Below are 22545 nucleotides of genomic sequence, written 5' to 3' on the forward strand. Positions count from 1 at the left end.
GCCCCTTCTTTGTCGGCCTACTCGAACCCACCCGTCAACCGCCCGCGCATCCGCGAACTGCTCTCATTCATCCCGACGATCTCCACCGTCTTCCCCAACGCCTGATACTTCGTCTCGATCGCATCCAACGCGGCAACGGTCGACGCATCCCACACATGCGACCCCGAAAGATCAATCACGACCCGAGATGGATCGTCTGAGTACGAGAACAACGTCGTCAGGTCATTGCTCGACGCGAAGAACAGCTCCCCTTCCACGACGTACGTCACCACGTCTCCCGCCTTACCGAGAACGCGCGTGACTGACACGAAGTGCGCCACCCGCCGCACGAACAGCACCGACGCGACCAGCACCCCGCCGACGACTCCGACGGCAAGGTTGTGCGTCAGCAAGACAAGAACGACTGTCGCCACCATCACGAAGGTCTCGCTCTTCGGCATCCGCTTCAACGTCGATGGACGCACGCTGTGCCAGTCGAATGCTCCGATCGCCACCATGATCATCACGGCCACGAGGGCTGCCATCGGGATCGTCCCGACGAAGTCGCCGAACACGACCACCAGCAGGAACAGGAAGATGCCGGCGCAGAACGTCGAGATGCGGGTCCGCGCGCCCGAGGCCTTCACGTTGATCATGGTCTGACCGATCACGGCGCAGCCACCCATGCCGCCGAAGATCCCCGACAGCACGTTCGAGACGCCCTGCCCCCACGCCTCACGACTCTTGCGCGAGTGGGTGTCGGTGATCTCGTCGACGAGCTTCGCGGTGAGCAGCGACTCCATCAGCCCGACCAGCGCGACCCCGAGCGCGAACGGCGCGATGATCGTGAACGTCTCCCACGTCAGCGGAACGTTCGGGATGAACAGCTCTGGCAGGCTCTTCGGCAGCTCGCCCTGATCGCCGACGGTGGGCACGGTGATGCCGAACGCGAGCACGACACCCGTCACGATGACGACCGACACGAGCGGCGCCGGCACGATCTTGGTGATCTTCGGCATCAGGATCATCACGACTATCCCGAGCGCGACCAGCGGATACACCAGCCACGGCACGTCGATCAGCTGCGGGAACTGCGAGCTGAACACGAAGATCGCCAGCGCGTTCACGAACCCGACCATGACGCTGCGGGGGATGAACCGCATCAGCTTCGCGACGCCGATCACCCCGAGGATCACCTGGAAGATGCCGGCGAGGATGACTGTCGCGATGAAGTAGTCGAGCCCATAAGTCGGCGCGACGGGTGCGATCACGAGAGCCACGGCCCCGGTCGCCGCGGTGACCATCGCCGGACGCCCGCCGAGGAACGCGATCGACACCGCCATGATGAACGACGAGAACAGCCCCACCTTCGGGTCGACGCCCGCGATCACCGAGAACGCGATCGCCTCGGGGATCAGCGCGAGCCCCACGACAAGCCCGGCCAGCACCTCGCGGGTCAGCATCCGCGGATTCTTCAGCGCCTGAAGGACCGAGGGGTTCGCCCGGTACCGGGCACGATCGTCGATCGTCGTTGCAGACATGGATGCTCCAGGGGAAGGCGCCTCGAGATGAGGCAGACGTTCCAGCGTAGAGCCGTCATGGAGCGGCGCGTCACCTCCACTAGTCTCAGAGTCGATCGGGCGCGGGGCTCGGCGACGCGGCAAGGGGAGAACCGTGGAAGAGACGAACGCACCGGATCGACGCACCGTGCTGCGAGCGGCCGTATGGGCCGCGCCGGTCATCGCCGTCGCCGCCGCGACCCCGCTGGCCGCAGCGAGCACGCAGGCCCTGACGTGGACATGGACGGCCCAGATGGCCACGACCCGACAGGCGGAGACCTACTTCACCGCGACGAACTCCAGCGACGACCCCATCGACGTCGTCTTCGTCGCCCCCAGGTCGCAAGGCTCGGTGGAACTCTACGGATACGGGTTCGGCTCCTGGGCGGTCTCGCTCACGTCGACCACCGTCGTGTGCACGGCGACCATCCCCGCGCAGGGATCGCTGACCACCCCGTTCCTCGGCTACTTCACGCGCACGCCGCCCGCGACCGAGGTGCTCGTCGCTTCGCTGACGCCCCGTGCGTCGTCCGTGCCGACCCTCACCCTCACCTTCACCTGACGGCCGCTCAGCGCCCCTGACCGCACCCGCATGCCGCGGGGGGTGGGGGCTGCTCAGGGCAGCGTCACCAGTCGCCGGAGCCAGTCGTCGCGGTGGGCTGCCCCATCCGCGTCAGTCGCAGGCGATCCCGTCCCCGTCGCGGTCGAGGTCGTACACATCCGGTCCGACAACCTGCAGCGGACCGCGAGCGCACGCCGGACCATTGCCGCTGCCACCCTCGCAGTCCACGTCTGACGCGATCGGAACGCACACGCCGGCGTAGCTCGAGTGGCAGTCGTTGGCCGGTTGGACGAGGGGCACCGGTGCGGGAGCGGGCGGCCGCGTGCCGTTCGAGGTGACCTCGTTCACCGGAGCGACGGTGACTGCTTCGCTGACCGACTCGCGCGCGACCTCCACTCCGTCGACGTAGGTCACTCGGTACGTGGTGACTTTGGTTCCGTCGGCACCGGTCGTGACAGCTGTCTTGCCGACGTCCAACTGTGGGTCGTCGACCGTGGTCCGCTCGAAGGGAACGACCGTCGTCACGTCGACTTCCTCGTATGTCGTCGGCTTCGGAGAGGGCGTCGGCTTCTCTGTCGGAGTTGAGACGAAGGGCTTGGCCTCGGTCGACGCTTGCTCCGAGCCGGTGGTGTTCGATCCCGGTCCGCCTAGCGCGGCATTCGCTCCCGTACCAATGAACATGAGCACGAAGGCGATCCCGAGTGCGGCCCAGGCGGCACCGCGGGAGCGTACGCGAAACACTTTGGCCGAGCCCCGAACGAGCGCATAGATCGCGATGAAGAACAAGAACAGCCCCGCGAACATCACGATCACACCGAAGCTGCGAGTGAGCAACGTCACCGCCAGGATCACGGCGCCGACGATGATGATGACCTTCATCCGCGACGACTTCGCTTCTGTCGGAGTCGCCGCGACGGCCGCTGCGGGCGCCTGCCCCAGAGGGGCGGTGTGGGTCGTCCACTGCACTCCGTCCCACCAACGCTGCTGCGCAGGTTGATGCGGGTCGGGGTACCAACCTTGAGGTGTTTCGGGCATCGTCGCCGTCTTTCTCTTCGGGCTCTCTCGCCGAACCCTACCGATATTCCGGAGGCTGCGCGCACCGAGTTTGCGTCTCTTCATGGATGTATCAGAAGCGTCGCTCAAAGCTCCTGTAGTACAGGCGCCGGAGGCGTTTCGGCGACATGAATGCTGCGGATGCGGGGCTCCTCCGCCCTTCCTTCCCGCGGCCTCCTCCGACATGATGAAGAGGACCGACCTCGAAGGAGCCCTCCGTGTCACTCACACCGCCCCCGGCGCCGCAGGCCGACACCGCCGTCACCGGGCTCCCCTTCGCCGCGGTGATCGCGGGCATCCGTCGAACGCTCATCTGGACGATCGTCGCGGGACTCGTGTACGCCACCTTCATGACCGGCAGCAAGGGCCTCTGCCCGGGCGGCATCGACGCCAACGGCGGCTTCATTGACGCCGACGGCCGGTCGGTCGACCAGGCTCCGCTCTGCGTCACGCTGACGATCCGCCCCAGCGTGTTCGTCTACGCAGGCATCGCGCTGATCGTCCTGCTCGCGATCGGCCGCGTCGCCAAGGCATCCGACGAGCGCGCGGCCCTGCGGACCCTGGAGCGTGCGATCCAAGGAGCCGGCCTGCTCGTCGCCATCGCCCTCGTCGTGTCGCACGTGTGGTTCCAGCTGACCCCGCTCGAGCACTTCTCCTCCGGCTCGTGGTCTTACTTCAGTCCGTTCCCGCTCGGGGTCATCGACGTCTCGACCGACCCGATAACGGGGCCCTGACGGACGAACCACAGGGGTAGCGGGAGCCGATCAACCCGGGTTGATCGGCTCGCCCCTACCGCCCGGCCCGCACCCGCAGCCCGAACGCGACCCCCGCCAGCGCGATCACCACGATCCCGTACCCGACGCACACGGCCTCGAGCCCGACCACCCCGACCAGCGCTCCGGCGATCACCGCCGGCACCCCGAACGCCAGGTAAGCCAGCAGGTAGATCACGGCGAAGGTGTCGGCGCGCTGCGTCGCCGGGATCCGCGGGGCGAGCGACGCCACCACTCCCGAGAACGCGGTGCCGAAGCCCATTCCGGTGACGGCGGCCGCGACGAGGTAGAACGGCAGCGACCCGACGCCCAGCGCGATCAGTGACAGCAGAGTCCCGACCGCGAGCGCCGACGTGCCGAACAGCACCATCGACCGCGCGGCGATCTTCCGCAGTACGAACGCCGTGACGGCGCCGACCCCGGCGAGCAGCACGACTCCGAGCCCCTGCCAGACGTGCGCCTCGCCGCCGAGCTCGCCCCGCACGATGTTCGCGCCCAGCGACAGGAACAGTCCGCCCGTCGCCCATCCGGCGATCACGGCCGGAGCCCCACGCCAGAAGTCCGCCCGGATCGCGGGCGGGATCGACAGCCGGAAGCTCAGCGACGCCCACACCCCCGGCTTGCGCGGAGCCGTCTCGGGCACCAGGAAGAACAGCGCCGCGAGCAGGATGTACGCCGAGCTCAAGGGTGCGAACACATCGAGCAGCGCCTCGCCGCTGACGTCGAGCACCACGGCCGACACGAGGGCACCGAGCGCGAGTCCGATCCCCGGGCTCAGCGCGTTCCACAGCGCGGCGACCCCCGCGCGCCCAACCGGCGCGAAGTCGAGCACCGTCGCCGACAGCGCCGAGATCAGCAGACCGCTCGCGACCCCCTGCAGGATGCGCGCGAGGAACAGCATCGCGACGGCATCCGCGTGCCAGAACAGGAACATGCTCCCCGCCAGCAGTAGGAACCCCGCGATCGCGACCGGACGACGGCCGACGTGGTCCGAGAGCGAACCGGCGGTGAGGAGCGTGAGCAGCAGCGCCACCGCATAGACCGCGAACACGGCGCTGATCACGATCGCCTCGAACCCGATGCTCTGTGCGAGCACCGGGTAGAACGGCGACGGCGCACTCGCCCCGACCATCATCAGGATCTGCGCCACGATCGCGAGCACGAACCCGAACCGTGCGCGAGGAACGACGGTGCTCCCGCCGAGTCCGTGGGCCCGTCGAAGGGGCGCCGACGGGCGGACGATCGGCTCGGTGCTGGTCATGGCGACTCCTCTTATGGTTCGAGAATCATCGAACTATCGGAGCGTACTCGCCATCTGTCGATTGTTCAACTATTCTCGAACCATGCCTGGCGATCTTCCGCACCCGGAGCGCTCCGAGATCCAACTCACCGACGTGCTCTTCGCGCTCAGCGACCCCGAGCGCCTCGCCATCACGCGCCAGCTCGCCGACGGCCCCCTCGACATGGCCGCCTGCCACTCCACCGACCCGAACCTCCCGAAGTCGACCAAGTCGCACTTCATGAAGGTGCTGCGCGAAGCCGGCATCATCCGCAACGAGCCCAACGGCCGGCGACGGATGCTGACGCTGCGCCGCGACGACCTCGACGCGCTCTTCCCCGGGCTGTTGGACTCGGTGCTGCGCTGAGAGACGAGATCCGTCGCCTCAGTGCCGGACGTGATCAGCTCTTCCTCCGACCTCGGCGCCGACTTCGGTCCATCTCTGGCAGCGCAAGGTAGAGCGTTAGTACGTTGGTGTCCGGGGATGAGCAGACCAGGAGGGGCATGATGCGTATCAAGGAACCGGCCGCCAAGCTCGGTTATGTCGTCGCCGTCGCCATCGGGCTCACGCTCACGACCGTTCCGCTCGCGGCCGTCAACCTTGACCTCGGGTTCGCGTGGGGAGTCCTGGCCCTCGTGGCAGCTGTCGTCGTGGCAGCTCGAACCTTCCGCGGCGCAGGAGAATCCGACGCTCCTCGACCCTGGTGGAAGATGACGAGCACGCGAGGAAGCGGAATCCTCCTCGCCGCGCTGTTCTTCATTCAGGGCGTCACCACATCCGTCGGCGTCTTCACCCTGTCGAACCCGCCACTCGCCCTCGTCGGTGCTGTCGTGGCGCTGACGCTGTCGGCCTTCTCCCTGAACTCTGCGATCAGGACTCGACCGGTCCCGGCATCGGCCTGACTGGCCTGCCCGGCCTCGGCATCGATCTGATGGCATCCCCCTTGCGACTATCGGAAGAGTGAGTGTACAGTCACTCATATGCCCGCCACCCGCAGTTCCATCCTCTCCACGGCCGATGCCCGCCGGCCTGTCGTGGCCGCGGCGGCGCTGGCGGCGTTCGCGCGCAGCGGCTATCACGGCACGACCGTCGCCGACGTGGCGCGCGAGGCCAAGATCTCCCCGGCCTACGTCTTCAAGCTGTACTCCGGCAAGGAGGCACTGTTCGTCGTGGCCCTCGAGGCCTGCTTCGACGCGATCGTCTCCGCCCTCGAAGAAGGGGCGGATGCTGCCGCCGACACCTCGCCCGAAGGCGTGCTCGACGCGATGGGGGACGCCTACGCGCACCTCATCTCCGACCGGAAGCTGCTGATGCTGCAGGTGCACGCGCAGTCGGTCGCCGAGATCCCCGCGATCGGGGAGGCGCTGCGCGCAGGGCTCGAACGCGTCACGACGTTCGCGAAGACCCGTTCGCGGGCGGGCGACGACGACGTGCAGCGCTTCATCGCCTACGGGCAGCTGTGCCACCTGATCGTCACCACGCAGCTCGACGGACGGCCGGGGGACTGGGTCGCCCTGTTGACCACGGGGATCACGCACCCCGACTGATCCACCCTCCCGGGGTGTCGGCACTTCTTCATGCCCGTCAGAGTGAGTGAGTAGTCACTCATCCAATCGGCCTCGAAGCAGCACGGACAAGAACACAGAAAAGGAGCACGTCATGACCACCCTCACCTCCCTCCCGGCCCTCGCCGCACCGCGCAGTACGCGCCGGTGGCTCGCCCTCAGCGTCCTCGCGCTCGCGCAGTTCCTCGTGGTGCTCGACGCCTCGATCGTGAACATCGCCCTCCCCGTCCTCGGCCGGCAGCTCGGCATGGATACCGCCGCCCTCGCCTGGGTCATCACCGCCTACGTGCTCGCGTTCGGCGGCTTGCTCCTCCTCGGCGGACGCCTCGCCGACCGCTACGGACACCGCCGGGTGTTCCTGATCGGAACGGCTGGATTCGTGGCGGCATCCGCCCTCGCCGGGCTCTCGGTGTCGAGCGAGATGCTCCTCGCCGCCCGCGCCCTGCAGGGCGTCTCGGCTGCGCTCCTCGCTCCGGCCGCCCTCGCGCTGCTGACCCAGCTGTTCCCGAACGACGCCGAGCGCACCAAGGCGCTGGGTGTGTGGGGAGCCGTCGCCGGCATCGGATCGGCCGCGGGGGTACTGCTCGGCGGGGTGCTCACGGCGACCCTCGGCTGGCAGTCGGTGTTCTTCGTGAACGTGCCCGTCGGCGCGCTCGTGCTCATCGCGATTCCGCTGCTCATCACCCGTGACGGCATGCGAACCCCCGGGCGCCTGGATGCCGCCGGCGCCGTGACCGTCACCGCCGCACTGGTCGCGCTCGTCGGCGCCCTCAGCGCAGTCGAGCAGGTCGGCTTCGTGCACCCGCTCCCGCTGGGCCTGCTCGCCCTCGCGCTGGTCCTCGGCGTCGCCTTCGTGGCGACCGAGCGCCGCGCTGCCGAGCCCCTCGTCCCGCTCCGCGTGTTCAGCAACAGCAACCTCGCCCTCGGCAACATCGTCATGCTGCTCGGCGGCGCCACCATGGTCGCGCTCTTCTTCGCCCTCTCGGTCTACATGCAGGCCGTGCTCGGCTACGACGCCCTCACCGCGGGCCTCACGCAGCTGCCCCTCGCCGGTGTGCTCGTGATCGTCGCCGGCGGTGTGCCCGCACTGATCGCCCGTGTCGGCACGCGGCCGGTGCTGATCGGGGCGCTGCTCATCCTGGCCGCGGGGCTCCTCTGGCTCGCCGCATCCCCGGCGGATGCCGCGTTCCTCACGCACCTGCTCGGCCCGACCATCCTGATCGGGGTCGGACTCGGCGGCGCGGTCGTGGCGACCACCCAGCTCGCGGTCGACGGCGTCGAAGGTGCAGAGGCCGGACTCGCCGGCGGACTCGTCAACACCAGCCAGCAGATCGGCGGCGCGATCGGACTGGCGGTGCTCGGCACCGTCGCCGGTCTGCGCACGGCGGCACTGTCGGCAGAGGGCGCCTCGTCTGCGGAGGCGCTCACCGGCGGATTCTCCTGGCTCTTCCTCGGGGCAGCGGGACTGGCGGTCGTCGGCGCGGGGATCGTCGCGGTCTGGCGTCGCGACTGAGGTCCCTGATGTGCGGGCCCGTGGAGTGCGTCGTGCTGCGCTCCGCGGGCCCGTCCGTTTTGGAGTGAGAGCGATATGCCATCTCCTGACTGCTGATTATCACGCTAATGACAAATGACTGACGGCAACGGATTGTCGTTCTGCTCCCAGATTTGGAGCGGATGCCGCGATGGGCGGATACTTCTCGCATTCGGACCGCCCACACTCGGCCGGTGAATCGACATGCAGACCTCCTCTTCGCTCCCGCCAGGACCGACCATCGCCATCGTCGGCGCCGGTCGGCTCGGGCGCGTGCTCGCGCGGTCGCTGCGCACGGCAGGACTCGACGTCCTCGGCCCCCTCCGCCGCGATCAGTCGATGCCGACGGTCGACATCGCGCTGCTCTGCGTCCCGGACTCCGCCATCCCGGCCGTCGCGTTCGTCGCGCGACCGCATGTGCGGCTCGTCGGACACGTCTCGGGTGCCACGCCGCTCGACGACGTCGACTTCAGCCTCCACCCGCTGCAGACCTTCACGGGTGCGGAGACTCCCGATGTGTTCCACGGCATCGGCGCCGCGGTCGCCGGGCGCACCGACGACGCCCGCGCCGTGGCCGAGCAGCTGGCCCACGCACTCGGTGCCCGCCCGTTCACGGTCGAGGACGAGCACCGCGCGGGCTATCACGCGGCGGCCTCCTTCGCCTCGAACTTCGTGCTGACGGTGCTCGATGCGGCCGAGCAGCTCGCTTCGGCCGCCGGCATCCCGGAGGCTGAGGCTCGCGAACTCCTCGCCCCGCTCGTCCGGCGGTCGGTCGAGAACTGGGCGGATGCCGGCGCGCAGGAAGCCCTCACCGGACCGATCGCCCGTGGCGACGCGAAGACGGTCGCCCGTCAGAGGTCGGCCGCCGCGGAACTCGACCTTCAGGAACTGTTCGACGCCCTCGCCGCCGCCACCCGGGCGATCACCTCCCGCGCCGACGACCCGGTACGGATGTCGGGAGAAGGGACGGATGCAGGGAGAAACGCGGCCGATCCGCCCGACATCCGCCCCGTCTCCCCACAAGTGAACGGCGAAGCGACCGGCGAAGTGGCCGCCGCCCCGAAGGAGCCTTCCGCATGAGAATCCTCCGCACGATCCCCGAGGTGCGCGCGGCCGTCCGCGAGGCTCGGCTCGCGAACCACACGGTCGGCCTCGTTCCGACGATGGGCGCCTTCCACGACGGGCACCTCTCTCTCATGCGGGCCGCGCGTGCGGCATCCGATCTCGTCGTCGTCTCGCTCTTCGTCAACCCGACCCAGTTCGGCGCGAACGAAGACCTCAGCTCCTACCCGCGCGATGAAGCCCGCGACGCGGAGCTCGCCGAGGCCGAGGGCGTCGACATCCTCTTCGCGCCCGCGGCATCCGAGATCTACCCCGACGGGTTCGCGACGAACATCCACGTCGCCGGCCTCACCGACGTGCTCGACGGCGCGAGCCGCGGCGCGCACCACTTCGACGGCGTCGCCACGGTCGTCACGAAGCTGTTCGGGATCGTCCGGCCGGATTCCGCGTACTTCGGGCGGAAGGATGCGCAGCAGGTGCTCGTCGTCCGCCGCGTCGTGCGCGATCTCGACCTCGACGTGCGCATCGTCGCGTGCCCGATCGTGCGAGAGGCCGACGGGCTCGCCATGAGCTCGCGCAACGTCTATCTCGACGATGCCGCGCGGCTGCAGGCGACCGCGCTGAACCGGGCGCTGGATGCGGCGGCCGAGGTTTTCGCGGCGGGGGAGCGCGAGGGGGCGAGCATCCTGTCGGCGGCACGGCGCGTGCTCGAAGACGCCCGGATCGCTGTGGAGTACCTGGAGCTCCGCGATGCCGAGACGTTGGACCCGGTCGTCCGCGTCGAGCGGGACGCGCTGCTCGCGGTCGCCGCACGCGTCGGCGCCGCCCGGCTGATCGACAACCATGTGCTGACCGTCGGCGATACGGATGCCGACCTGCAGGCCACCGACCCGAAGGGCGACGCCTGATGCGACGCACGATGCTGAAGTCGAAGATCCACCGCGCGACCGTCACCGCCAGCGATCTGCACTACGTCGGCTCGATCACGATCGACCCCATTCTGCTCGAGGCCGCCGACATCCTCCCGCACGAGCAGGTGCACGTCGTCGACGTCGACAACGGCGCCCGCTTCGAGACCTACACGCTGACCGGCGTGCGCGGATCCGGCGTCATCCAGGTCAACGGCGCTGCGGCCCGCCTCGTGCACACCGGCGACACGATCATCGTCATCTCCTATGCCGACTATGCGCGCGAAGACCTCGAGAGGTACGAGCCGGTGGTGGTGCATGTCGACCGGGACAACGCGATCATCCAGGTCGATGACGCCGTCGACCGCCTGCTGACGGAGGCCCGCGCATGAGTGCCCACGCCGCCCCGCGTAAGCGCGTCACGCTCGCTTCTCTCGCCGCGAAGAAGGAAGCCGGCGAGCCGATCGTCATGGTCACCGCCTACGATCACCCCAGCGCGCAGATCGTCGAGGCTGCCGGTGTCGACATCGTGCTCGTGGGAGATTCCGCCGCGATGACCGTGCTCGGCTACGACAGCACCGTGCCCGTCACGATCGACGAGATGCTGATGCTGACGAAGGCCGTGCGCCGCGGGCTGACGGTGCCGCTGCTGGTCGGCGACCTGCCGTTCGGGTCGTACGAGGCCTCGGACGAGCTCGCCATCGCGACTGCACAGCGCTTCGTCAAGGAAGCCGGCTGCGACCTGGTGAAGATCGAGCGCGGCGGCACGACCGTCGACCGCGCGCGGGCGCTCGTGCAGTCCGGCATCCCCGTGGTCGGACACGTCGGACTCACCCCGCAGACGGCCACGGCGCTCGGCGGCTACCGTGCCCAGGGCCGCACCGCCGAAGCGGCGCTCGCCGTGATCGACGACGCCCTCGCCCTGCAGGCCGCCGGGTGCTCGATGCTCGTGATCGAGGCGGTGCCGTCAGAGGTCACCGCCGCGCTGGTTCCGCTGCTCGACATTCCCGTGATCGGCATCGGAGCCGGAGCGGATGCCGACGGGCAGGTGCTCGTGTTCCACGACCTGCTCGGGCTGTATGACGGCGGCACGGCCAAGTTCGTCAAGCGGTACGCGGAGTTGCGCACGGCTGCGGTGGCCGGCGTGGGAGCCTATGCGGCGGAGGTGCGCGGTGGTGTGTATCCCGCGGTCGAGCACGGGTATGCGATGCCGGAGGGTGAGGCGGCGCGGCTCGGGGAGTTGCTCGCGGGGCGCTGAGGGCCGAAACGGAGACGCTCACGGCATCCGACGGCGTGTCGGCTCGCGGCGCGCCGCGTGTAGCGCGAGGCGTCTCCGTTTTCGCTCAACGCCACCGGGGCTTCGTGCGTCAGCCGGCGTCGGGCTCCCAGCGCAGCAGATCGCCGGGCTGGCACTCCAGCACCGCGCAGAGGGCATCGAGTGTCGTGAAGCGCACGGCCTTCGCGCGCCCGTTCTTCAAGACGGCGAGGTTGGTCGGCGTGATGCCGATCCGCTCGGCCAGCTCGCCGACGCTCATCTTCCTCCGCGCCATCATCACGTCGATGTCGACCACCACGGGCATCAGATCACCTCGTCGTCCAGCTCGGAGCGCAGCGCTCGCGCCTCGGCCTCGCGGTCGATCGCCTGCCGCAGCAGCGCCTTCATGACGACCACGAGCAGCGCCATCCCGGCGAGCACGACCCCGGCGCCGCCGATCAGCGCCACGACACCCGGCGCCGTCGACCCCGGCGCGAGCAGCGCGGCCAGGATCCAGGTGAGCGCAGCCGCCACCAGGATCGCCCCGATGATCACGTTCACGTACCGGAACGACGACTCCGCGAAGATCGACCCGCGCCGCACTCGCGTGAGCAGCATCCACACGCACACGCCGAACACCTGCAGCGTTCCGACGCCCAGCACCACGATCGACACCAGCACGATCCGGCCCCACAGCTCGTCCTCGGCGAGGTCGAGCCACAGCAGCGGCACGATGAGTGCCTGCACCACCAGCGAACCCAGCAGCGCCACCGCGATCACGATGCGCAGAACGACGATCGTCGTCTTCCCCATTGCCCACTCCTTCATCGAAGAACAACAGGAATCTATCGTTATTCGTTCGATTGGGCAAGCGCGGTCAGGCGCCCGACGGCTGCGCCGGAGCGGTCAGTGCCTCCGGAGGAGACGGCGGATGCTGCGCACCGTGCGTCCCGCGGCATCCTTGAGCCCGCCGCCCGGCCACTCCCGCTGCAGCTCCACCGTGCTGCCCTCGCCCACCGTGAGCTTGCATGTGCGTCCCGCCAGGATCGGCGAGCGACCGGCGCGAGCGAGTACGGCGGGATCGGCTTCGAGAGGAACCTCGAACGTCCAGCCCGCCCGGCGGACCTTGACGGAGAGCGGCCCGCCTCGGGAATCGTCCGTGCGCTCGAACGAGCGGACGGGATCGATCGACAGGGCGACGGCGGAGAGATCGCGGGGCCGACGGCCGGAGAGGATGCGCTCGGTGTCCGACCTGTCGCGGAGGATCAGCTCGATGCGATCGTTGCGCAGCTCGCGATCCACCGCCAGGAGATTCGCCGGCAGCCCCTCGAGCGAAGAGAGCGGCAGCGACGTCAGCCGAATCGTCTTCTTGGCGCCGGAGGGCTTCGCGCCGCCTGCAGGCCCGGCGGCATCCGGCGCGGCGGGGTTCGACGGCTCCGCAGCGAACGTCTCGAACACCAGCGCATCCTTCCCGTCGTGCGTGATGTCGACGCGAACGGTGAGATGCAGGCCCCCGCCCCGCGACCAGTGCGCGGCTGTCACGGTGGCGCGGCACTCAAGCCCTGACTCGAACGCGGCCAGGCGCACCAGGTCGTCACGCCGATCGGCGCGCAGCAGCGCCGCGCGGATGCGGTGCGCGAAGCCGAGGCCGGCATCCACGCCAGGACCGAACCGTCTCTGCGTCAGCGGGACGACCACGTCCAGCAGGCGGTCGCGATACTCGTCGGGGTACTTGACCATGCGCGGCCCCGCGATGCGCTTGAGGATCTTGCCGCGGAACCAGTGCCGCAGGAGTCGGTCGCGCAGCCGCCCCGGCTCAGTGTGCGCCTCGACGATGTCGAGCACGGTCTCCAAATGCGGGAAATACGTCTCCGGCTCGATCCGCGCAGAGCTGGCGCTGCCCGGCTGCTTCACCCACGCGTAGCAGGGCTCGCTCGCGAGGATCGAGATCGTCGACGCGGCGAAGTAGGCCTGCATCACGAACAGGTGATCCTCCAGCCGCACGCGCCCCTCCGGGAAGCGGATGCCGTTCGCCCGCAGGAACTCCGTGCGGAACATCTTGTGCGGCGTGAGCATCTCGAGCAGCGGGTCGGTGCCCAGCGTCGCCCGGGGGATGTCGTGGCGGAAGATCTTGCTCGGAAGCGGGCGGCCGATCCCCACCTCCTTGCCGACGACGACGTCGGACGCGTTCGCATCCGCGTAGTCGCACAGCTTCTCGAGCGCAGCGTCGAACAGGTAGTCGTCTTGATCGACGAACTGCACGTACGTGCCGCGGGCGGCATCGACGCCGTGGTTGCGCGGCATGCCCGGCCATCCGGAGTGCTTCAGCGACAGCACCCGCACGTTCGGACGGTCGCGGGCGACGGCGGCCAGGCGCTCACCGGTCGGCTCGCCCGAGCCGTCGTCGCACAGGAGCACCTCGAACGCGGCGGGGTCGAGGGTCTGACGATCGAGCGATGCGATGAGGTCATCGAACGAGGGCCCCGGCCGGAACACCGGCACCACCACGCTCACGCGGATGCTGTTCCCGCTGCTGTTGCTGCTCTCCGGCTGAATGCTCTGCGACAAAACGTCTCCCCCACGTCGACTGTTCCTCGAGCTAAACACGCCTTCCTGTGGGGGTCACCAGGCTTGCGTTTCGGCCGGGCGTGTGCAGAAGTTCGCACGGCGCGCAGGCAGAGCGGGGCGAGACGCTCCTCGAATTCAGGAGGCGATGCGTCGAGCCGTGGTCTCGGCCGTGTGTGGGTCGACCTCGGCCCACACCGCATCCAGCGAGAGCTCGAGCACGCCGGCGATCGCCGCGATCGTCGAGAACGCGGGGGTGGCGACGCGTCCCGACTCGATCTTGCGCAGGGTCTCGGGCGAGATGCCCGCGTCCAGCGCGACGCTCAGCATCGACCGTTCCCCGCGCGCGCGACGCAGCAGGGCGCCCAGGCGCTCGCCGCGTTCGACCTCGGCGGGGGTGAGCGGCATCCGGACCATCATGATACCCATACTAATACCGGGATAGTATTACCGGGATAGTTATTGGTCACGACGGAAGAGAACCCATGATCGAGATCCTGAACGCCGACGAGCTCACGCGGGCGCGGGCCACCGGCGCGCTCGTCGGCGACATCCTGCAGGCGCTGAAAGCGCGTGCCACGGTCGGCGTGAATCTGCTCGACCTCGACCGGTGGGCGAAGCAGCTGATCGAGGATGCCGGGGCCGAGTCCTGCTACGTCGACTACGCCCCCTCGTTCGGCCGCGGCCCGTTCGGCCACTACGTCTGCACGGCCGTGAACGACGCCGTGCTGCACGGCATGCCCCACGACTATGCGCTGCGGCCGGGAGACCTGCTCACGCTCGACCTGGCCGTCACACTGCGCGGCATCTCGGCCGATGCGGCCATCAGCTTCGTGGTCGGCGGCGCCGCGGCCGCGGAAGACCTCGCCATGATCGAGGCGACCGAGCGGGCGCTCGCCGCCGGCATCGCCGCCGCTCGACCCGGGGCCCGCATCGGCGACCTGTCGCACGCGATCGGCACGGTGCTCCACGACGCTGGCTACCCCATCAACCTCGAATTCGGCGGCCACGGCATCGGCTCGACCATGCACCAGGACCCGCACATCGCGAACGACGGGCGACCCGGCCGTGGGTACAAACTGCGCCCCGGACTCCTGCTCGCGCTCGAGCCCTGGGTCATGGCCGACACCGACGTGCTGCGCACCGACGACGACGGCTGGACCCTGCGGAGCGCGACCGGATGCCGCACGGCGCACACCGAGCACACGATCGCGATCACTGCGGACGGGGCCGAGATCCTGACACTGCCGACGGCGTGACGCTGCCGACCGTTGGCGCCGCCGATCCGCTCGGCTAACTCAGCACGAGCCCGATCTCGAACGATCGTCGCCAGGGCAGGGTCAGCTCCTGGATGCGCACGTCCTCCGCGGGGAGTGTTGACTCCAGCAGCGCCGTCAACTCCTCACGGATTACTCGCTCCGCCGTCGCAACCCGGGCGTCGTCGGCCATCGGGTAGACATCCGGGAACAGGGCTGGCCCGGAGTCGGTGCGCACGACCGCCTGGTACGCGAAGTCGTCGAGCAGTCGCGTGAGCAGGGCGATGCGGGCGGCGCGGTCATCGAACGTGCCCGTCGCCCGGCCCACCACTCCGGCCGCCGCGACGGCGACCACGCTGCCGAGTGTGTTGCCGGCCGTGTTCCACCCGCCGAAAGCCTCGAGTCGCCCGAGCAGCCCCGCCTCGGCGAGCGCCCGCACGAGTGCCTCGTCGGCGCCGTTCGGGTAGCGGACGTCGGCGAGGGCCACGTGCTCGCCCGCGTCCAGCCGCTCCGTGATCAGCGCGACCGTGCCGGCCACGGCATCCGCATCCACCCGATCCGGCCGGCCGCGGAACATGTCGTGCCGCTCGGGGTCGGGGGCGTGCAGCACCAGGGTCACGTCGCCGCCGTCGGCGACCTCCACAGCACCGGCCGCGCGGATCTGCCGGCTCGCGGATGCCGCGAGCGACATGTTCTCGTACGGCGGGATGCGGGTCATGCCCTCGGCGTCCGCACACGCGACCGAGAACGAGGCGGTCACGCCGGCGTTCGCGGCCAGCGCCCTGGCGACCAGCGCCGCGCCCACCTCGTCGGCACCCGGGTACATCAGCACGTCGCGGCCCGACGGCAGCATCCGCATCCAGTGCCGCAGCCACACCTGCTCGGCGCTGCCCGCGGCGAAGGGCGCGGTGTCGTCGGCGGTGATCGCCAGGAAGTCGAGCGTCGCATCCTCGACGAGCGCGAGCGTCGACAGGTTCACGATGTGATTGCGCAGCCGCCGTGCCGAGTAGTCGGACACGATCTCGGCCGGCACCGGCGTCAGCTCCGACAGCGGCAGCACGTCGGCCTCGTCGAGCAGCCGGTGCGCGTCGCCGCCGAGCGCATGGATCTCCTTGCCGTGCTCCCGCCAGTACTCCGGCTCCTCGGCCGCCGAGTACGAGTTGCTCGCCCGCGTCACGAGTGAGACGGCCGAGATGGGCAACTCCGGCCGACGGCGGCGCACCTCGCGCAGCACGTCGAGACGCTCCAGCACCTCGCGCGTTGTATCGGCGCTCGTGCGGCTGGCGATCAGCCCGCCGTAGAGCAGCATGTCGACCGACACCACCACATGCACCGTGGCCGGGTCGGCGACGCGGTCGAGCAGCCAGGCGCCGAGCGCGGTCGCGTCTCCGGCGACGCGGTACGAGGGCAGGATCTCGGCCGGCGGCACGTCGAGGATCACTCCGGCGACCGCGGCGACGTCGCCGGGAAGCCGCACGTTCACCGGTCGGTCGTCGAGCGGGAGCAGAGCGATGCGCGGACGCAGAGTCGTGTCGGACACGGGGGAGTGCCTTTCGTCGGGGGACTTCGGGGAGTTCGGGGGCGATTCGGGAAAGGGTTCAGGGGCGCGAGATCGAGACCAGGTACGAGTAGCGGTCGCCCCGGTATACCGACTCGGCGTACTCGATCGGGCGGCTGCGCGCGTCGTAGGTGGTGCGCTTGACGAGGAAGGCGGGCGAGAACGGCGGTGTCTGCAGTGCGTCGGCCTGCTCCTCGTCGAGCACGACCGCGTGGATCTCCTGGTCGGCGCGGACCGCGGAGATACCGAACCGCGAGCGCAGATCCTCGTACAGCGAGTCTCCGACGATGCCGTCTTCGAGGCCCGGCACCGCGTCGGCGGCGATCGAGCAGACCTCGAGGCAGATCGGGATGTCGTCGGCCGTGCGCACCCGGCGGATGCGGACGACGGGTGACTGCGGGCTGAGGTTCAGCGCGTACCCGGCGGTCTGTCCCGCGGATGCGGTGCCGACGTCGACCGACAGCGAACCCGGTCGCATGTTGCGCGTGTGCATGTCTTCCGAGAACGAGGTGAGCTCGAAGGTCTTGCTGATGCGGGAGGCGCTCACGAACGTGCCGGCCCCCTGCAGGCGGTAGACCAGCCCGTCGCGCTCCAACTCGTCGAGGGCGCGCCGCACGGTCTGCCGGTTCACCTCGAGCGACTCGGCGAGGTCGCGCTCGGTCGGCAGCTTCTCGTGCGGGGCGAGCCCCTGCTGGATGACGTCTTCCAGATGCCGTCGCACCCGCTCGTGCTTCGTCACGCCTTCGATCGACGACATGCCCACCCCTCCGGTCTGCCCATTTGGACTAACCCAATCTTGACGATCACCCGCGGATGTGTCAATGTCTGTTCTCAGCGGTTCCGAATTGGTCTATTCCAATCCTTTTGCAAGGTCAATGATGAGCGGAGAACTCCCATGCACACGAAGCAGCACATGCGCCGGCGCGCCCTGATCGCCGGTGCCCTGACCACAGCCACTGTCGTCGCCCTCACCGGATGCGGTGCAGGCGGCGGCGACGCCGACGGCCCGACCGAGATCACGTTCTCGTACCTCTGGGGCGGTGAAGAGGCGAAGGCGCTCGAAGAGATCATCGCCGACTTCAACGGCAGCCAGGACGAGATCGTGGTCAAGGGCGTCTCCAGCCCCGACACGCAGAAGCAGCTGACCTCGATGTCGTCATCGAACGGATCGTTCGACATCTCCGACAACTTCGGCAACACGGTCGGCGCCTGGGCCTCGAAGGGCATCCTCGCTCCGCTGGACGACGCGATCGCGGCCGAGGGCATCGAGATCGACGACTTCATCCCCAGTGCCATGGAGCAGATGACGTACGACGGCAAGATCTACTCGCTGCCGATCGCCACCCACAGCTTCCAGCTGCTCTACAACGCGCAGCTGCTGGAGGAAGCCGGCGTCACGCCGCCGACCACCATGGACGAGCTCGCGGCCGCGATCGAGAAGCTCACCGTCGTCGACGGCTCAGGCAAGATCACGCAGCTCGGTCTCGGCTCGGCCAACGACAGCACGACCCTGACCACCCTCGGCTACGCGTTCGGCGGCAGCTGGGACGGCGAAGACGGTCCGACCCCGGCCGAAGACGGCAACCTCGAGGCCCTGCAGTGGTACCAGGACAACGTGATCGAGCCGGTCGGCGCCCAGGCCATGGCGACCTTCGTCTCCGGTCAGGGAGAGTACCTCTCGGCGCAGGACCCGTTCTTCAGCGGCAAGGTCGCGATGATCATCGACGGTGAATGGCGTTCGGCCTCGGCCGCCAAGATCGCCCCGGACTTCGAGTGGGGCGTCACCGCGATCCCGGCCGCCTCGCCCGAGCTCGAGAACAGCACGCAGGTCACAGCCAGCACGCTCTTCATCCCCGCGAACTCGAAGCACAAGGAGGAGGCGGCCACGTTCCTCGCCTACCTCGTCAGCGAGGAGCCGATGGAGAAGTTCGCCGTCGCGCTCGGCAACCTGCCCGGACGCACGTCGCTCGCCGGCAGCGCCGCCTTCGACAGCCTGCAGGACTTCGGTGTGTGGGCCGACGCGGCATCCTCCCCGAACGCGAAGGCACTCGCGAGCCTTCCGTACAGCGCCGAGTACGCCACCGACCTCGCCACCGCCTTCGATGAGGTCGTCCGTCTCACGGCGACCCCCGAAGAGGCGATCGCGACGGTCGAGGAGCGCATGGCCAACTACTCCACGAAGTGATCGAGGCTCCGTGACCACTGCAACAGCGCGCCGGGTCCGGCAGGAGAATGCTCCTGCCGGACCCGGCGGGCGCGCCCCGCGGCGGCGTCGCACCCGCCGGTCGACCCTGATCGGCCTCGCGTTCGCGTCGCCGTTCATCGTCGGGTTCCTGTTCCTCTTCGCCTACCCGATCGCGGCGTCCGCGTACTACAGCTTCACCGACTTCAACCTGTTCCAGTCCCCGGAGTGGGTGGGGCTGGCGAACTACGTGCAGATGTTCAACGACGGCGTCTTCTGGAAGTCGCTCGCGAATACCGCCGTCCTCACGGTCTTCGGCGTTCCGCTCGCGATCGGCATCGCCCTCGCGGGTGCGCACCTGCTGAACACCCCGGTGCGGGGCCAGCCGCTCTACCGCGCGCTCGTCTACCTGCCCTCGATCGTGCCCGTCGTCGTCGGCGGCTACCTGTGGCGCTGGCTGCTCAACGCCCAGTACGGCTTCGTGAACTACTTCCTGTCCTGGTTCGGCATCGAGGGACCGGCCTGGCTGCAGGAGCCCGAGTGGACCAAGCCCGCCATCATCCTGATGTCGCTGTGGACCGTCGGCGGCACCATGATCATCTACCTCGCCGCTCTCCAGGAGGTGCCGAAGGAGCTGTACGAGGCGGCCGAACTGGATGGCGCGGGCATGTGGCGCCGCTTCACCAGCGTGACCTGGCCGACCGTCTCGCCGGTCACCCTGTTCCAGGTGATCGTGAGCATCATCGGATTCCTGCAGATCTTCACGCAGCCGTACATCCTCTCCCAGGAACGGCTGAATCAGGCCGGCTCCGGGCCGGGGCAGTCGATGCTGTCGTACGCGATGTACCTGTATCAGAACGCGTTCGTGTTCCTGAAGATGGGCTACGCGTCGGCCATGGCCTGGACCCTGTTCATCATCACGCTGGTCGTGAGCCTGATCGTGCTCGCGACCTCGAGGAAGTGGGTGCACGATGGCACACGCTGACGTCGCCGTCACCCGCAAGCGTCCCCGGCGGGTACGCCGGACGATGCGCCGTGTCCGGCAGCAGGTCTCGGTCGCGCTGCTCGCGCTGCTGTTCCTGTTCCCGCTGCTCGTGATGCTGTCGACCGCGTTCAAGACCCCGGGCGACGTGTTCTCCTCGCCGCCCTCGCTGCTGCCGACCGACTGGACGCTGGACAACTTCGCCGAGGCGTTCGACCAGATCCCGGTGTGGCGCTATCTCGGGAACACCCTGTTCGTGTCGGGGATGAGCATCCTCGGCACGGTCATCTCGTGCCCGCTCGTGGCGTATGCGCTGGCCAAGGTGCGCTGGCGTGGTTCCCGCCCACTGCTCATCCTGGTGCTGGCCACCATGATGCTCCCGCCGCAGGTCACCCTCATCCCGCTGTTCCTGGTGTGGAACGGGTTGGAGGCGACCAACACCTACCTGCCTCTGATCGTCCCCGCGTTCCTCGGCACGCCGTTCTTCATCTTCATGATCCGGCAGTTCCTGCTCGCGGTGCCGGACGAGCTGATCGAGGCCGCCCGCCTGGACGGCGCCTCCGAGTTCCGCACCTACGCGACGATCGTGCTGCCGTTGGCGCGGCCCGCCATCGTGACGGCGGCGATCTTCCAGTTCGTGTGGGCGTGGACCGACTTCCTCAACCCGCTCATCTATCTGAACGACGAGTCCACCTATACGCTTTCGATCGGTCTGTACGCCTTCTTCGGTGAGAACGACGTGGCCTGGGGTCCGCTGATGGCCGCCTGCGTCATGTTCACCCTTCCGGCCGTGGTGATCTTCCTCATCGGTCAGAAGTTCTTCATCGGCGGCGCCAGCGCAGGAGCTCTCAAATGATCCACGACCCCCTCGAACTCATCACCGGCCGTCTGATCGCCTCGGTGCAGGCGCAGTCGGGAAGCCCGGTGCGCGACACGGAGGTGATCGCCGCGCTCGCCGAATCCGCGCTGCTCGGAGGCGCCAGCGGCCTGCGCCTGAACGGTCCCGACGACATCCGCCGGCTGCGGTCGGCGACGGATGCGCCGATCATCGGCCTGCACAAGGTGCACAACGGGGTCCGCAACGTGATCACCCCCGACGTCGCGCTGGCGCTCGGCCTCGCGGAGGCGGGAGCCGACATCATCGCGGTGGACGCCACCGTCGAGCAGCTCGGCGACAGGTTCGACCTGCTGCGCGAGATCGCGGCGGCGACCGGGCGTCCGGTGATGGCCGACGTCTCGACCCTCGACGAGGGGCTGCGCGCCCGGGAGGCCGGAGCGGCCGTGGTCGGTACGACCCTGTCGGGATACACGCCGCACTCGGTGCGCGGGGAGGGGCCGGATCTGCAGCTGGTCGCGGACCTCGTCGCCGCCGGCATCCCCACCATCGCCGAGGGGCGGTACCAGACACCCGAGCAGGTGCGCCAGGCGTTCGATGCCGGCGCGCTCGCCGTGGTGGTCGGCGGAGCGATCACCGACCCGATCGCGATCACCCGGCGCTTCGTCGCGGTGACGCCGGCGGTGCGGAGCCCGGCATGATCATCGGCATCGACATCGGCGGCACGAAGATCGCGGTCGCCGGGTTCGCGCGCGACGGCGACCGGCTCGAGAGGGCCACCGAGGTGCGCACCCTCGCGACCCCGTCCCGCGCGGGTGGTCCGGCCATCGTGCAGGCGGTGGCGGATGCCGTGCGCGACGTGCGCGGTGGCGACCCGGTGGAGGCGGTCGGAGTCGGCACCGCGGGTGTGGTCGGGCCCGACGGCACGATCACCTCGGCCACGGATGCGATCGCCGGATGGGTCGGATTCCCCCTGCGGAGTGCCCTCGCGGATGCGGTCGGCGCCCCGGTCGCGGTGGTCAACGACGTGCACGCGGCCGCGGTGGCCGAGGCCGAGCGGGGCGCCGGAGCGGGCGCGCAGGCGATGCTCATGGTGGCGGTCGGCACCGGGATCGGGGGAGCCGTCGTTCTCGCGGACGGACTGCGTCGCGGCGTCACCGGCACCGCGGGCTCGATCGGGCACATGGAGATCTCGCTGCCCCCGAACCTCGCCGAGCGCCGCTGCCCCTGTGGTGGCTTCGGCCATGTGGAGGCCGTGGCCTCCGGTCCGGGTCTGGAGCAGACTTACCTCGAGGGGACCGGGGTGCGCCTTCCGCTGCGCGAGGTGCATGCGGCGGCTCTGCGCGGAGACGCCCGGGCGGAAGGGGTGATCCGCGACGGTGCCCGCTACCTCGGGCGCGCTCTCGCGAGCGCCAATGCGGCGCTCGATGTCGAGGTGATCGTCGTCGGCGGCGGGGTCGCCGAGATCGGCGAGACCTATCTGGCCGAGGTGCGGCGGGCCTATCGCGAGGCGGCGATGGCTGGGCCAGCGGCGGCTCGTGTGGTCCCGGCGGAGCTCGGAGTCGATGCGGCTCTCACTGGTGCCGCGCTCCTCGGGGCGCGCCTGGTTGAGCGCTCGGACTGAATCAGGAGCGCCGCCC

The 22545-nt window shown here is 69.2% G+C and carries 25 protein-coding genes; 16 read left to right on the forward strand and 9 right to left on the reverse strand.

Going from position 1 to position 22545, the window contains the following annotated elements:
- Nucleotides 1-17 precede the first annotated feature (17 nt).
- On the reverse strand, nucleotides 18-1520 hold the full coding sequence (locus HCX50_RS08165; RefSeq protein WP_167633714.1) for a SulP family inorganic anion transporter: 1503 nt from the start codon (nucleotides 1518-1520) through the stop codon (nucleotides 18-20).
- Nucleotides 1521-1653: 133 nt separating this feature from the next.
- Here HCX50_RS08165 and HCX50_RS08170 point away from each other — a divergent pair, with 133 nt between their 5' ends.
- Nucleotides 1654-2100, forward strand: coding sequence for a hypothetical protein (locus HCX50_RS08170; protein WP_167633716.1), 447 nt, complete (start codon nucleotides 1654-1656; stop codon nucleotides 2098-2100).
- 111 nt (nucleotides 2101-2211) lie between these two features.
- Here the strand turns inward: HCX50_RS08170 and HCX50_RS08175 are convergent, their stop codons facing one another.
- Entirely contained in the window at nucleotides 2212-3135 is a 924-nt protein-coding gene (locus HCX50_RS08175) for a G5 domain-containing protein (RefSeq protein WP_167633718.1), read from the reverse strand.
- Between the two features lie 236 nt (nucleotides 3136-3371).
- Between HCX50_RS08175 and HCX50_RS08180 the strand changes: the two genes are divergently transcribed.
- A complete protein-coding gene (locus HCX50_RS08180) occupies nucleotides 3372-3887 on the forward strand; it encodes a hypothetical protein (protein WP_205828937.1) in 516 nt (171 codons plus the stop codon).
- 55 nt (nucleotides 3888-3942) lie between these two features.
- On the opposite strand, the gene HCX50_RS08185 is transcribed toward HCX50_RS08180, so the two are convergent.
- On the reverse strand, nucleotides 3943-5187 hold the full coding sequence (locus HCX50_RS08185) for an MFS transporter (RefSeq protein WP_167633720.1): 1245 nt from the start codon (nucleotides 5185-5187) through the stop codon (nucleotides 3943-3945).
- An 82-nt stretch (nucleotides 5188-5269) separates the two neighbouring features.
- On the opposite strand from HCX50_RS08185, the gene HCX50_RS08190 reads away from it, so the two are divergent.
- From HCX50_RS08190 to panB, 8 genes are all read left to right on the forward strand, one after another.
- Nucleotides 5270-5572, forward strand: a complete 303-nt coding sequence (locus tag HCX50_RS08190; RefSeq protein WP_167633722.1) for an ArsR/SmtB family transcription factor — start codon at nucleotides 5270-5272, stop codon at nucleotides 5570-5572.
- Between the two features lie 137 nt (nucleotides 5573-5709).
- Entirely contained in the window at nucleotides 5710-6108 is a 399-nt protein-coding gene (locus tag HCX50_RS08195; RefSeq protein ID WP_167633724.1) for a hypothetical protein, read from the forward strand.
- Nucleotides 6109-6186: 78 nt separating this feature from the next.
- A complete protein-coding gene (locus HCX50_RS08200) occupies nucleotides 6187-6753 on the forward strand; it encodes a TetR/AcrR family transcriptional regulator (protein WP_167633726.1) in 567 nt (188 codons plus the stop codon).
- A 112-nt stretch (nucleotides 6754-6865) separates the two neighbouring features.
- Complete coding sequence (locus HCX50_RS08205; protein WP_167633728.1) at nucleotides 6866-8284, forward strand: MFS transporter; 1419 nt, start codon at nucleotides 6866-6868, stop codon at nucleotides 8282-8284.
- A 222-nt stretch (nucleotides 8285-8506) separates the two neighbouring features.
- Nucleotides 8507-9382, forward strand: coding sequence for a Rossmann-like and DUF2520 domain-containing protein (locus HCX50_RS08210; RefSeq protein ID WP_167633730.1), 876 nt, complete (start codon nucleotides 8507-8509; stop codon nucleotides 9380-9382).
- Nucleotides 9379-10272, forward strand: a complete 894-nt coding sequence (gene panC, locus HCX50_RS08215) for a pantoate--beta-alanine ligase (protein ID WP_167633732.1) — start codon at nucleotides 9379-9381, stop codon at nucleotides 10270-10272. The genes HCX50_RS08210 and panC overlap by 4 nt, the downstream gene beginning before the upstream one ends.
- Complete coding sequence (gene panD / locus HCX50_RS08220; RefSeq protein ID WP_167633734.1) at nucleotides 10272-10664, forward strand: aspartate 1-decarboxylase; 393 nt, start codon at nucleotides 10272-10274, stop codon at nucleotides 10662-10664. The genes panC and panD overlap by 1 nt, the downstream gene beginning before the upstream one ends.
- Nucleotides 10661-11530 carry a 3-methyl-2-oxobutanoate hydroxymethyltransferase gene (gene panB, locus HCX50_RS08225; RefSeq protein WP_167633736.1) on the forward strand — a complete coding sequence of 290 codons (870 nt, stop codon included), beginning with the start codon at nucleotides 10661-10663 and terminating at the stop codon, nucleotides 11528-11530. The genes panD and panB overlap by 4 nt, the downstream gene beginning before the upstream one ends.
- Nucleotides 11531-11639: 109 nt before the next feature.
- Here the strand turns inward: panB and HCX50_RS08230 are convergent, their stop codons facing one another.
- The 4 genes from HCX50_RS08230 to HCX50_RS08245 form a co-directional block, all read right to left on the reverse strand.
- On the reverse strand, nucleotides 11640-11852 hold the full coding sequence (locus HCX50_RS08230; RefSeq protein WP_029264006.1) for a helix-turn-helix domain-containing protein: 213 nt from the start codon (nucleotides 11850-11852) through the stop codon (nucleotides 11640-11642).
- Nucleotides 11852-12340, reverse strand: a complete 489-nt coding sequence (locus HCX50_RS08235) for a DUF2975 domain-containing protein (RefSeq protein ID WP_167633738.1) — start codon at nucleotides 12338-12340, stop codon at nucleotides 11852-11854. The genes HCX50_RS08230 and HCX50_RS08235 overlap by 1 nt, the downstream gene beginning before the upstream one ends.
- Nucleotides 12341-12433: 93 nt before the next feature.
- Nucleotides 12434-14095 carry a glycosyltransferase family 2 protein gene (locus HCX50_RS08240; protein WP_167633740.1) on the reverse strand — a complete coding sequence of 554 codons (1662 nt, stop codon included), beginning with the start codon at nucleotides 14093-14095 and terminating at the stop codon, nucleotides 12434-12436.
- A gap of 135 nt (nucleotides 14096-14230) precedes the next feature.
- The gene (locus HCX50_RS08245) at nucleotides 14231-14509 is read right to left on the reverse strand and encodes a helix-turn-helix domain-containing protein (protein WP_167633876.1); all 279 of its coding nucleotides are present in this window, start codon (nucleotides 14507-14509) and stop codon (nucleotides 14231-14233) included.
- Between the two features lie 68 nt (nucleotides 14510-14577).
- Between HCX50_RS08245 and map the strand changes: the two genes are divergently transcribed.
- Nucleotides 14578-15351: a type I methionyl aminopeptidase gene (gene map, locus HCX50_RS08250; RefSeq protein ID WP_167633742.1), complete on the forward strand. Its 774-nt coding sequence runs from the start codon at nucleotides 14578-14580 to the stop codon at nucleotides 15349-15351.
- Nucleotides 15352-15385: 34 nt separating this feature from the next.
- Here map and HCX50_RS08255 read toward each other — a convergent pair whose 3' ends face one another.
- Nucleotides 15386-16888 carry a DUF4127 family protein gene (locus tag HCX50_RS08255; RefSeq protein ID WP_167633744.1) on the reverse strand — a complete coding sequence of 501 codons (1503 nt, stop codon included), beginning with the start codon at nucleotides 16886-16888 and terminating at the stop codon, nucleotides 15386-15388.
- A 58-nt stretch (nucleotides 16889-16946) separates the two neighbouring features.
- Complete coding sequence (locus HCX50_RS08260) at nucleotides 16947-17663, reverse strand: GntR family transcriptional regulator (protein ID WP_140403328.1); 717 nt, start codon at nucleotides 17661-17663, stop codon at nucleotides 16947-16949.
- Nucleotides 17664-17801: 138 nt separating this feature from the next.
- Here HCX50_RS08260 and HCX50_RS08265 point away from each other — a divergent pair, with 138 nt between their 5' ends.
- Genes HCX50_RS08265 through HCX50_RS08285 form a run of 5 tightly spaced genes read left to right on the forward strand, consistent with a single transcriptional unit; the run spans nucleotide 17802 to nucleotide 22529 of the window.
- Nucleotides 17802-19091: an ABC transporter substrate-binding protein gene (locus HCX50_RS08265; RefSeq protein WP_167633746.1), complete on the forward strand. Its 1290-nt coding sequence runs from the start codon at nucleotides 17802-17804 to the stop codon at nucleotides 19089-19091.
- Nucleotides 19092-19101: 10 nt separating this feature from the next.
- Complete coding sequence (locus tag HCX50_RS08270; RefSeq protein WP_231481774.1) at nucleotides 19102-20073, forward strand: carbohydrate ABC transporter permease; 972 nt, start codon at nucleotides 19102-19104, stop codon at nucleotides 20071-20073.
- The gene (locus HCX50_RS08275) at nucleotides 20060-20926 is read left to right on the forward strand and encodes a carbohydrate ABC transporter permease (RefSeq protein ID WP_167633748.1); all 867 of its coding nucleotides are present in this window, start codon (nucleotides 20060-20062) and stop codon (nucleotides 20924-20926) included. The genes HCX50_RS08270 and HCX50_RS08275 overlap by 14 nt, the downstream gene beginning before the upstream one ends.
- Complete coding sequence (locus tag HCX50_RS08280) at nucleotides 20923-21606, forward strand: N-acetylmannosamine-6-phosphate 2-epimerase (protein ID WP_091033050.1); 684 nt, start codon at nucleotides 20923-20925, stop codon at nucleotides 21604-21606. Before HCX50_RS08275 ends, HCX50_RS08280 begins: the two co-directional genes overlap by 4 nt.
- On the forward strand, nucleotides 21603-22529 hold the full coding sequence (locus tag HCX50_RS08285) for an ROK family protein (RefSeq protein ID WP_167633750.1): 927 nt from the start codon (nucleotides 21603-21605) through the stop codon (nucleotides 22527-22529). Before HCX50_RS08280 ends, HCX50_RS08285 begins: the two co-directional genes overlap by 4 nt.
- Nucleotides 22530-22545: the final 16 nt, after the last annotated feature.

The sequence above is a fragment of the Microbacterium sp. B19(2022) genome, from assembly GCF_012030385.1.
In the GTDB taxonomy this organism is placed as follows: domain Bacteria; phylum Actinomycetota; class Actinomycetes; order Actinomycetales; family Microbacteriaceae; genus Microbacterium; species Microbacterium oxydans_B.

Excerpts from the sequence above, each read along its gene's own strand:
- HCX50_RS08165 (WP_167633714.1), bottom strand. The coding sequence starts at position 1,520 with ATGTCTGCAACGACGATCGACGATCGTGCCCGGTACCGGGCGAACCCC.
- HCX50_RS08175 (WP_167633718.1), bottom strand. The coding sequence starts at position 3,135 with ATGCCCGAAACACCTCAAGGTTGGTACCCCGACCCGCATCAACCTGCG.
- HCX50_RS08185 (WP_167633720.1), bottom strand. The coding sequence starts at position 5,187 with ATGACCAGCACCGAGCCGATCGTCCGCCCGTCGGCGCCCCTTCGACGG.
- HCX50_RS08190 (WP_167633722.1), top strand. The coding sequence starts at position 5,270 with ATGCCTGGCGATCTTCCGCACCCGGAGCGCTCCGAGATCCAACTCACC.
- HCX50_RS08195 (WP_167633724.1), top strand. The coding sequence starts at position 5,710 with ATGATGCGTATCAAGGAACCGGCCGCCAAGCTCGGTTATGTCGTCGCC.
- HCX50_RS08200 (WP_167633726.1), top strand. The coding sequence starts at position 6,187 with ATGCCCGCCACCCGCAGTTCCATCCTCTCCACGGCCGATGCCCGCCGG.
- HCX50_RS08205 (WP_167633728.1), top strand. The coding sequence starts at position 6,866 with ATGACCACCCTCACCTCCCTCCCGGCCCTCGCCGCACCGCGCAGTACG.
- HCX50_RS08210 (WP_167633730.1), top strand. The coding sequence starts at position 8,507 with ATGCAGACCTCCTCTTCGCTCCCGCCAGGACCGACCATCGCCATCGTC.
- panC (WP_167633732.1), top strand. The coding sequence starts at position 9,379 with ATGAGAATCCTCCGCACGATCCCCGAGGTGCGCGCGGCCGTCCGCGAG.
- panD (WP_167633734.1), top strand. The coding sequence starts at position 10,272 with ATGCGACGCACGATGCTGAAGTCGAAGATCCACCGCGCGACCGTCACC.
- panB (WP_167633736.1), top strand. The coding sequence starts at position 10,661 with ATGAGTGCCCACGCCGCCCCGCGTAAGCGCGTCACGCTCGCTTCTCTC.
- HCX50_RS08230 (WP_029264006.1), bottom strand. The coding sequence starts at position 11,852 with ATGCCCGTGGTGGTCGACATCGACGTGATGATGGCGCGGAGGAAGATG.
- HCX50_RS08235 (WP_167633738.1), bottom strand. The coding sequence starts at position 12,340 with ATGGGGAAGACGACGATCGTCGTTCTGCGCATCGTGATCGCGGTGGCG.
- HCX50_RS08245 (WP_167633876.1), bottom strand. The coding sequence starts at position 14,509 with ATGGTCCGGATGCCGCTCACCCCCGCCGAGGTCGAACGCGGCGAGCGC.
- map (WP_167633742.1), top strand. The coding sequence starts at position 14,578 with ATGATCGAGATCCTGAACGCCGACGAGCTCACGCGGGCGCGGGCCACC.
- HCX50_RS08260 (WP_140403328.1), bottom strand. The coding sequence starts at position 17,663 with ATGTCGTCGATCGAAGGCGTGACGAAGCACGAGCGGGTGCGACGGCAT.
- HCX50_RS08265 (WP_167633746.1), top strand. The coding sequence starts at position 17,802 with ATGCACACGAAGCAGCACATGCGCCGGCGCGCCCTGATCGCCGGTGCC.
- HCX50_RS08275 (WP_167633748.1), top strand. The coding sequence starts at position 20,060 with ATGGCACACGCTGACGTCGCCGTCACCCGCAAGCGTCCCCGGCGGGTA.
- HCX50_RS08280 (WP_091033050.1), top strand. The coding sequence starts at position 20,923 with ATGATCCACGACCCCCTCGAACTCATCACCGGCCGTCTGATCGCCTCG.
- HCX50_RS08285 (WP_167633750.1), top strand. The coding sequence starts at position 21,603 with ATGATCATCGGCATCGACATCGGCGGCACGAAGATCGCGGTCGCCGGG.